This is a genomic window from Capsulimonas sp. (assembly GCF_039929585.1).
GTDB lineage: Bacteria > Armatimonadota > Armatimonadia > Armatimonadales > Capsulimonadaceae > Capsulimonas.
Genome location: NZ_JBDSQY010000073.1, coordinates 21,110 through 29,836 on the forward strand (window position 1 = coordinate 21,110; position 8,727 = coordinate 29,836).

Consider the following 8,727-nt stretch of genomic DNA (forward strand, 5'->3'; position numbering starts at 1 on the left):
CATTGAAGTTAGGGATCAGTATGTGGAGCTATGTCGCCGCGTGGAAAACCGGCGACTTCGATATTGTGGCGTTTATCCATGAATGCAAGCGTCTGGGCGTGGACGGGGTCGAACTGCTCGACTTTTTCTGGAAAGACCGCGCCGCCGAGCTGCCGGCCGTGGAGGAAGCGCTGCGCGAGACGGGCCTCGCCGTGGGCGTCTACTCGGTCTCCAATGAGTTCGTGAATCCCGATTACGAGGCCCGCATGGAGCAGGTCGAGATTATTAAGCGGGGAGTGGATTCCGCAGTGCATTTTGGCGCGAAAACAGTGCGCGTTTTCGCGGGCAACCAGAAGGACGGCGTGGATTTCGATCTGGCGCTGGCCTGGATCATTGAAGGCCTGAGCGCCGCCGCCGAATACGCTTACGCGAACGGCGTCACACTGGCGCTTGAGAACCACGGCAAGCTGGCGGGACGCAGTGATCAGGTCGAGACGATCCTGAAGGCTGTCGCAAGCCCCGCCATGAAGGCCAACCCGGATACCGGCAACTTCCTGCTGGTGCATGAGGCGCCGCATGACGCCGTGGATAAGCTCGCGACCCGAGCGGCCATGGTGCATCTGAAAGATTTCCACCTCGTTCCCAACAATTATGACGGGTTCGCCTATACGGCGCTTGACGGATTGAAGTTCGTCGGCAAGCCGCTGGGCGAGGGGGATGTCGATTTGGCCGACTGTATTCTTTCGCTCAAACAAGCGGGATTTGACGGTTGGGTCAACATCGAGTACGACGCCGAGATCGACCCGCTGGAAGGCGTGGCGCGTTCGGTGCAATTTGCAAACGGCCTGATGGGCCGGTAATTCAGATTTCGATTAAGATTTAGGATTGGGAGCAGATATGGCGGAACATAAGATTGTTGTCCTGGACGGTGACCAAACCGGCCAGGAGCTGTTACTCGAAGGCCTGCGCGTGCTCGATCCATCGGTCATCCGAATGGATCTTAAGTTCGAGCACTACGATTTGACGCTGGAGAACCGCCGCGCCACCAAGAACCAGGTGGTGCATGATGCGGCGACGGCGATGAAGAAGCATGGCTTCGGCATCAAGGCGGCGACGATCACTCCGGATATCGCCGGCGATGTCGGTTCGCCGAATGCGATCCTTCGCGAAGAGATTGATGGCACGGTCATCGTCCGCACCGGACGCCGTCTGCCGGGCGTCATGACGGTCGGCGGCGTCTCCGCCCCGATGTCCGTCGTGCGCATGGCCGTGGATGACGCCTACGGCGCCAAGGAGTGGCGCGAAGGCACGGGATACGACGAGATTGCGTACCGTACCGAGCACATCAATCGTGGCACCTGCCGCATGGTGGCGGAGTTTGCATTCCAACACGCGCAGAAGATGAACGCCAAGGTCTTCGGCGGCCCGAAGTACACGGTGTCTCCCGTTTACGAAGGAATGTTCAAGGAAGAGATGGACGCGGCGTCTAAGAAGTTCGGCGCCGTTCGTTATGAGCCGCAGCTGATCGACGCTACCTACGCGCTGCTGCTGGCCCGCGCCTCCGAGCCGCTGGTCATCCCCGCATTAAATCGCGACGGCGACTGTCTCTCGGACCTGGTGCTTGCCTTCTACGGCTCCATCGCCGGCTCCGAATCGATCCTGCTTTCGTTCGACGAGAACTTCGAACCGAAGGTCGTGATGGCCGAGGCCCCGCACGGGACCGCGCCCGCGCTTCAAGGCAAGAATATCGCCAACCCGCTGGCGATGATCCTCGCCGGCGCTTCGCTCCTTTCGTTCCTGAAAGACCCCGCCGCCACCCGCGCGTCGCGTGCGATTTACGAAGCCGCCTTCGAAGCGATCAACGATGGCGTCCGCACCGCAGACCTCATGGGCCATGCGACGACGACGGAGTTCACGGACAATGTGATCCATCGCGTGCGCAACAAGGTAGAGGTCTGGGAGGCGATGGGTCAGTCGTAATATGGCGACATTTGCCGATAACCCATTTACGCTTCTTTCCTTGATCGCGGCGCCCGCCGTGCTGACCAATGCGTCGTCCGTGCTGGCGCTTGGTACAAGCAACCGTTTCGCCCGGGCGATTGACCGCGCCCGGGCGCTGTCCGCGCAACTGGAATCGCAGAAACCGGACGATCCGAACCATCCGGACGCCGAGTGGAAAGCGGAGCAGATGGCGCTGCGTTTTCGGCAGCTCGGCCGCGTGGAGCGCCGCTCGATTCTGCTGCTGAACGCGCTGACGTCGTTTTATTCGTCACTCGGATCGTTCGCCGCCGCAAGCCTCGTGTCTCTGCTTGGCGCCGGGATCGCGGCGACGGGGCGTCATGACCTCGCGATCCACATTCTGCTCGGCATCGCGCTGGTCGCCGGTTTCTGGGGCGTGGGCGGGTTAGTCTACGGTACGTTTCTCCTGGTTCGTGAGACGCGTCTCGCGGTCGCCAACTTGAAGGAAGAGGCGGCGGTCGTGCGCAAACGGCATCACCGCATACTGCCGCTGGAAGCGCCGAGCGATTAGTTTATTCCACAAAGACAAAGCGCCAAGCATCGACTTGGCGCTTTTTTCTTGCGCGTGGGTATAATTTGCCCAACATGACTTCTCCAGCACCCACACCTGTTTCCACATCGCCGCGTAATTTGATCCGATTGGGCTTCTATACCGCGCTTGGCGTCGCCGTGCTTTACGTTATGGCGCTCTTTGTCCAGCACCTGTCCAAAGCCGTGCTTGCCGTTGCGACGCCTTTTGTCGTCGGGACGGCCTTGGCGCTGCTGATGGACCCGATCGTCGATCGATTGGAGCGCCGGGGGATCAGCCGCATCGGCGCGGTCGCGATCGTCTTTGGCGTCTTTCTTTTCTTCACCATCAGCGTCTCTTACCTCACGATCCCATTGCTGATCGATCAGGCAAGCCAATTGGCGCAGAACGCGCCGAAAAGCATCGCGGATATGCACGATGCAGTGAATAAGTATTTGACGGATCACCCAAAGATTGGGCCGATCAAGCTTCCAACCACGATCGATACGCCATTAAGCCAGCTTTCGGCGAAGATGGTGACGGTACTGCAAAACTCGGCGGGGGGCGTGGCGGGTTTTCTGCTTGGCTCCGTGGCGACGATCCTGCAAATTGTTGTCACCTTGATCGTGACATTCTATATGCTGGTTGATATCGACCGCCTGCGCGCCCGTTTCTTTTTCCTGCTTCCCGAAAATCGTCGGGCGACTGTTGGGGAAGTGGCGACGGATATCGGCGATGTCTTCACTGGGTATCTTCGCGGCCTGCTGATTGTCTGCGCGATGTACGGAGCGGCGACGACGGCGCTGCTCTACGCGATGTCCTTCGCGCATGGTGAGATCGCGAAGTACGCGCTGCTGGTCGGCGCGGCCGCCGGCGTGCTCTACGCTGTGCCCTACATCGGAGCGCTTTCCACGGCGCTCGTGACATTTATCGTGGCGTTCGCCGCCGGCGGTTTCCAATTTGGCTGTTGGGGTATCGCGTTCACGCTGCTGCTCAATCAGATTTTCGACAACGTGGTCACCCCGCGCGTGGTCGGCGGCGGGGTAGGGCTGCATCCCGTAGCCTCCCTCTTCGCGCTGACTCTAGGAGGAGAACTGTTCGGCCTCTGGGGACTGCTGCTGTCGGTCCCCGTAGCCGCAAGTGTGCAGGTCGTTCTACTGCGCCTGTTCCCCAAACTCAGCGAACCGACCCCCGCGCCGTTTCTGCGCGCTCAGGGGGTGAGGGCAACGGAGTCTGGGCAGACACAGCAGATCAACGGGGATGAGCCGAGTGAGGAAGAGAAGCCTCAAATGGAAAAGGAGCGGCCAAAATAACGCCTGCTCCCACAGCTAGAAGCAGTGGTCTAATCAAGGGGAAGGCGGCTCAAGCCGACTGGCGGATTATGACGAACGCCATTCCTGACTCCGCAGCCTGCTTCAGCTGGCTTTCACCTGATTAGCCCATTGCTTCCAGCTGTGGGACACGAGAAAGGCAGCCGCTCACACCGCCAGCACTTCTGCTCTCGAATGCCAAGTCGTCCAGTTCCCGCTCACTGCATGCACCTTTCCCGCTCCCTCAAACACCAATAGCCGCGTCGCCACGGCGTCGATGAAGAAGCGGTCGTGGCTGACGACGATGGTGGCGCCGGGGAAATGGACGAGGGCGCGCTCCAAGACCTGGATACTGGTGACGTCGAGGTGGTTGGTCGGCTCGTCGAGGACCAGGGCGGCGGCGCCGGAGAGCAGGCAGCGGGCGAGGGCGACTCGGGCTTTCTGGCCGCCGGAAAGAGCGCTGATTTTCTGCTTCATGTCCATCTCGGAGAATTGCAGCAGGCCAAGAAATCGATGGACTTGCTTGCGGCGGGCGTTATTCGCCATCTCATAGACGTTGACAGCGTGCGAAATGGTGTCGTTGGGCGGCAGTTCGGCCAGCACTTGATTGAAGTAGGCGAATTTCACGCCGCTCGCCCAGGCGGCGCGGCCATCGTCGGGCTTCTCCTCGCCGGTGATCAGGCGCAGAAGCGTCGACTTGCCGCTGCCGTTGGCGCCAATGATCGCCAGACGTTCGGATTTGTTCATCTCGAACGTCAAATCGGTGAACAGGGTTTGATCGCCGTAAGCCTTAGAAATCTTCTCGGCGCTGAATAACTTCTCTGGGACGCGCAGGCTGTCGTAGATATCCGTCACGATCACATCGGCGGGGCGCGGCTCGGCGCGCTTCTTGACATCGGCGAGACGGCGGCGCAGGGCCTGGCTGGGATTGGCCGCGTCTTGTTTTCGCGCTTCGATTGTATCGGCCTCGATCGCCAGCATCTCTTCTTCATGCTGGAACTGCGATTGCAGCGTCTTTAAGCGAAATGGCTTCTCGCGGATATAGGTCGTGTAGTCGCCGTCGTATTCGTGCAGATGGTAATTCTCCACTTCAACGATCTTGTTCACGACGCGGTCCAAGAAGTGCCGGTCGTGCGAGACGACAAGATACGCGCCGCGCATCTTCTGCAGCCAGCCCTCAAGCCATGTCACGCCTTCCAAGTCCAGGAAGTTCGTCGGTTCGTCGAGCAAGAGGACATCGGGCTCTTCCAGCAGGATCTTGGCGAGGCTCGCCCGGTTGCGCCAGCCGCCGGAAAGCTGCTGGACGGGGCGATGCCGATGCTCTTCGCTGAAGCCGAGTTTCGAGAGGACAGTGTTGATAGCGGTATGGTAGTTCCAGCCGTCGCGCCGCTCCATTTCTTCCAGCAATTGGGCCTGCCGGGCGAGCAGAGGATCCATGTCGTCCATATCCAGATCGGGATCAGAAAGCTTAATTCCGATATCGTCGATCTCGGCTTCGACGGCGCGGATTTCGGAGAAGACACCTTCCAGCACTTCCTGAACGGACGTCTCGTCATCTAGCTCAGAAAACTGGGAGAAGTAGCCAATGCGCACGTTTTGATCGACTTCGACCTTGCCTTCAGTAGGCTCAAGCTGCCCCAATATTAATTTGAGCAGAGTAGTTTTGCCGGCGCCGTTTTTGCCGATAAAGCCGACGCGGTCGCCCGCCTGCAAGCGAAAGAAGACCTCGCGGAGCACGACGCGTTCGTCGTAGCGCACGGAAACATTGTTCAGACGGATAAAACTCATAAAGACCTCTTCACCAAACTCTCGCGGTCTGCGGCGCATATCTCTTGACAATGCGCGCCAGCCGCCAGTATAATAATACCAAAATTAGCAGTTAAAGGCGTTGACGAAGAGGAGTACGCCGTTAGCGGATCGCAGACAGAGACCTGGGGCAGCTGAGAACCGGGGCGAAACGCGCGGCGGAAATGACTTTCGAGCTGGGTGAGGGAAAGGCCGTGAGGCTGAGTAGTTCACTCCGGGGGGCTCCCGTGATTGGGCTAGGGTCGAAAGAGTGCGCTCATACGCGCATCACTTGCACCCGTCAAGGCGGCGCGCCGCGAGGAGCCCGCGAAACAAGGTGGTACCACGAAGGTGACAAATGCCTCTCGTCCTTGTGCAGGGGCGGGAGGCATTTCGTGCGAGAATGCCTGTCGCCAATTTGACCCGCGAGGAAAATGACTTCGCGTCGGTCGAACACCAGAGCTCAGGAGGCCGTCACTTCATGGCGAAAGTTTTAGGATTGCGCTGTCGCGAATGCGGACAGCAGTACGACAAGGCCCCGATTCACGTTTGCGAACTGTGTTTCGGACCGCTGGAAGTCCAGTACGATTACACTGCGGGTCCCAAGATCACGCGTGAGCTGATCGAAGACGGTCCGCTCACGATGTGGCGTTATAAGGACCTGCTGCCCCTCGACGGCGAACCCACCGTCGGCAAGCATGTCGGCTACACCCCCCTGGTCAAGGCGGACAATCTGGCGAAGGCGCTTGGCTTGACCGGCGAAGTCTACGTCAAGAACGATTCCGTCAGCCACCCGACCCTCTCATTCAAGGACCGCGTCGTCGCGGTTGCTCTCTCCAAGGCGCGCGAGTTCGGATTTGACATCGTCGGATGCGCGTCCACCGGCAACCTCGCAAACTCCGTCGCGGCCCACGCGGCCGAGGGCGGCTTTGAGTCCTATATCTTCATTCCGCATGACCTGGAGCAGGGCAAGATTGTCGGCACCCTGATCTACGGCGCCAACGTCCTTTCCGTCCAGGGCAATTACGACGAAGTCAACCGGCTTTGCTCGGAAGTCGCCGGCAAGTATGGCTGGGGATTGGCGAACGTGAACCTGCGCCCGTTCTACGGCGACGGCTCTAAGACCTTCGGCTACGAGATCGCCGAGCAGCTCGGCTGGAAGACACCGCAGCACGTCGTCTGCCCGTCCGCCGGCGGCTCGCTCGTCACCAAGATCTACAAGGCGTTCCAGGAGTTCCACAAGCTGGGTCTGATCGACGAAGTCAAAACCAAGATGTATGTGGCGCAGGCGACGGGATGCGCGCCGATCTCCACCATGGTCAAGGAACAGACGGAGATCATGAAGCCGGTGCGCCCGAACACCATCGCCAAGTCCATCGCCATCGGCAACCCGGCGGACGGTTACTACGCCGCCGAGACCTGCAATAAGTCGGGCGGCTGGGCCGAAGACGTCACGGACGAAGAGATTGTCGAAGGAATTTCGATGCTGGCGAAGACCGAAGGCATCTTTACCGAGACCGCCGGCGGCGTTACCGTCGCGGTCACCCGAAAATTAATCGAACAGGGCCGCATTCCGCGCGACGAGAGCGTCGTGATTTGTATCACCGGCAACGGCATGAAGACGATCGACGCCGTGGTCGGCAAGATCGGTCAAACGATCCCGATCTCGCCGTCGCTGGCGTCGCTGGAGATCGCCCTTTCGGAGCGCGGACTGGCCGCGAAGCCGGGCCGGCCGCTCGTGACCGCTTAGAGAGAACGTACTTATGGCAAATGTTGTCGCCGAAGAGAACGCGAAGCTGCCCCGGCAGTTCGTCAATTTCGCTTATTATAAACTGGATCCTGCCTATCTGCTGCTGGATGAGGAAACGCGCAAGGCGGGAGTCGCGGAGCTGACGGCAGTTCTGGAATCCTGGCAGAGCAAGATCCTGGTCTACCCGTACACCACGTTTGGTGTACGGGCCGAAACCGACTTCCTGCTCTGGCGCATCTCCTACAGCCTGGACGACTTCGAGAAGATGGCGACCGAAATGCGACGCACGCATCTCGGCAAGTATCTTCAGACTCCGTATTCGTTTCTGGCGATGACCAAGACCAGCATCTATGTGGACGACCACGTTCACGAAGGTCAGGAAAGCGTCCGCAATAAGATCGTGATCGGCGGCGGCAAGTACCTCTTCGTGTACCCGTTTGTGAAGACCCGCCCCTGGTATATTTTGGACAAGGAAGAGCGCCAGCGCATCATGCGCCAGCACATCAAGTTCGGACACGAATACCCATCGGTGAAGCTGAACACCACGTATTCGTTCGGTCTGGACGACCAGGACTTCGTCGTCGCGTTCGAAACCGACCATCCGGCTGACTTCCTGGACCTGGTGCAGGGCCTGCGCGAGACCGAGTCCAGCTTGTTCACGCAGCGCGACACGCCGATCATCACCTGCACGCAGCAGGCCATCGGCGAACTTCTTGCGCATATCAGCGGCGTTTAGTTTATTTTTGAGTTCGCGGCGATGAACGCCGCAAGATTTTATCAAGAGGAGTAATCGTAAAATGGCAGTCAGCGTACTGATCCCCACGCCGCTTCGGGGTTTGACGGCGAACCAGGATACCGTGGAGACACAAGAGGGCACGATCGCCGAGCTGATCCAATCACTCGAAAGTGAATATCCCGGCATGGGCAATCGTCTGAGCTCCGAAGACGGCGTTCTGCGCCGGTTCATCAATATCTATGTCAACGGCGAGGATATCCGGTTCCTGCAAGGCGCCGATACCCCCGTTAAGAATGGCGACGAAGTATCGATCGTACCGGCGATCGCCGGCGGGAAGGACTGCTAAATGGCTGTCGAACGTTTCAATCTGACATTCAATTCACTAATGGCGAACATGCCCATCATCTACAATATCGGCAAAAAGTTCGAAGTTGTCACGGTGATCGAACGCGCGAACATCTCCGAGGAAGCCGGCTGGGCGCAGGTCGCGTTCAATGGTACGGGCGAAGAGATCCAGCGCGCCATCGCGGACCTGAACACCATTGGCGTGTTCGTCTCCCCGCTGGAGCTTGCCGTCGTCGCCTAACAGACGCCAGGACAATAATCGGCCCGGAATCGCAATGCGATTCCGGGCCGTTGT

9 protein-coding genes are annotated in these 8,727 nt (G+C 59.4%); 8 read left to right on the top strand and 1 reads right to left on the bottom strand.

Annotated elements, in window-relative coordinates:
• Positions 1-2: 2 nt before the first annotated feature.
• The 4 genes from ABIZ35_RS05120 (at position 3) to ABIZ35_RS05135 (ending at position 3,819) form a co-directional block, all read left to right on the top strand.
• Positions 3-839 carry a sugar phosphate isomerase/epimerase gene (locus tag ABIZ35_RS05120; protein ID WP_348218795.1) on the top strand — a complete coding sequence of 279 codons (837 nt, stop codon included), beginning with the start codon at positions 3-5 and terminating at the stop codon, positions 837-839.
• 37 nt (positions 840-876) lie between these two features.
• The gene (locus tag ABIZ35_RS05125) at positions 877-1,959 is read left to right on the top strand and encodes an isocitrate/isopropylmalate family dehydrogenase (protein WP_348218796.1); all 1,083 of its coding nucleotides are present in this window, start codon (positions 877-879) and stop codon (positions 1,957-1,959) included.
• A 1-nt stretch (position 1,960) separates the two neighbouring features.
• A complete protein-coding gene (locus ABIZ35_RS05130) occupies positions 1,961-2,509 on the top strand; it encodes a DUF2721 domain-containing protein (protein WP_348218797.1) in 549 nt (182 codons plus the stop codon).
• A gap of 74 nt (positions 2,510-2,583) precedes the next feature.
• A complete protein-coding gene (locus ABIZ35_RS05135; RefSeq protein ID WP_348218798.1) occupies positions 2,584-3,819 on the top strand; it encodes an AI-2E family transporter in 1,236 nt (411 codons plus the stop codon).
• A 165-nt stretch (positions 3,820-3,984) separates the two neighbouring features.
• Here the strand turns inward: ABIZ35_RS05135 and ABIZ35_RS05140 are convergent, their stop codons facing one another.
• Positions 3,985-5,604, bottom strand: a complete 1,620-nt coding sequence (locus ABIZ35_RS05140; protein WP_348218799.1) for an ABC-F family ATP-binding cassette domain-containing protein — start codon at positions 5,602-5,604, stop codon at positions 3,985-3,987.
• 478 nt (positions 5,605-6,082) lie between these two features.
• Here ABIZ35_RS05140 and thrC point away from each other — a divergent pair, with 478 nt between their 5' ends.
• The 4 genes from thrC to ABIZ35_RS05160 all read left to right on the top strand — a co-directional run bounded on the left by thrC (position 6,083) and on the right by ABIZ35_RS05160 (position 8,673).
• Positions 6,083-7,351, top strand: a complete 1,269-nt coding sequence (gene thrC / locus ABIZ35_RS05145) for a threonine synthase (RefSeq protein ID WP_348218805.1) — start codon at positions 6,083-6,085, stop codon at positions 7,349-7,351.
• A gap of 13 nt (positions 7,352-7,364) precedes the next feature.
• Positions 7,365-8,087, top strand: a complete 723-nt coding sequence (locus tag ABIZ35_RS05150) for a chlorite dismutase family protein (protein WP_348218800.1) — start codon at positions 7,365-7,367, stop codon at positions 8,085-8,087.
• Between the two features lie 61 nt (positions 8,088-8,148).
• Positions 8,149-8,433, top strand: a complete 285-nt coding sequence (locus tag ABIZ35_RS05155; RefSeq protein WP_348218801.1) for a ubiquitin-like small modifier protein 1 — start codon at positions 8,149-8,151, stop codon at positions 8,431-8,433.
• Complete coding sequence (locus ABIZ35_RS05160; RefSeq protein WP_348218802.1) at positions 8,434-8,673, top strand: NIL domain-containing protein; 240 nt, start codon at positions 8,434-8,436, stop codon at positions 8,671-8,673.
• Positions 8,674-8,727 lie beyond the last annotated feature (54 nt).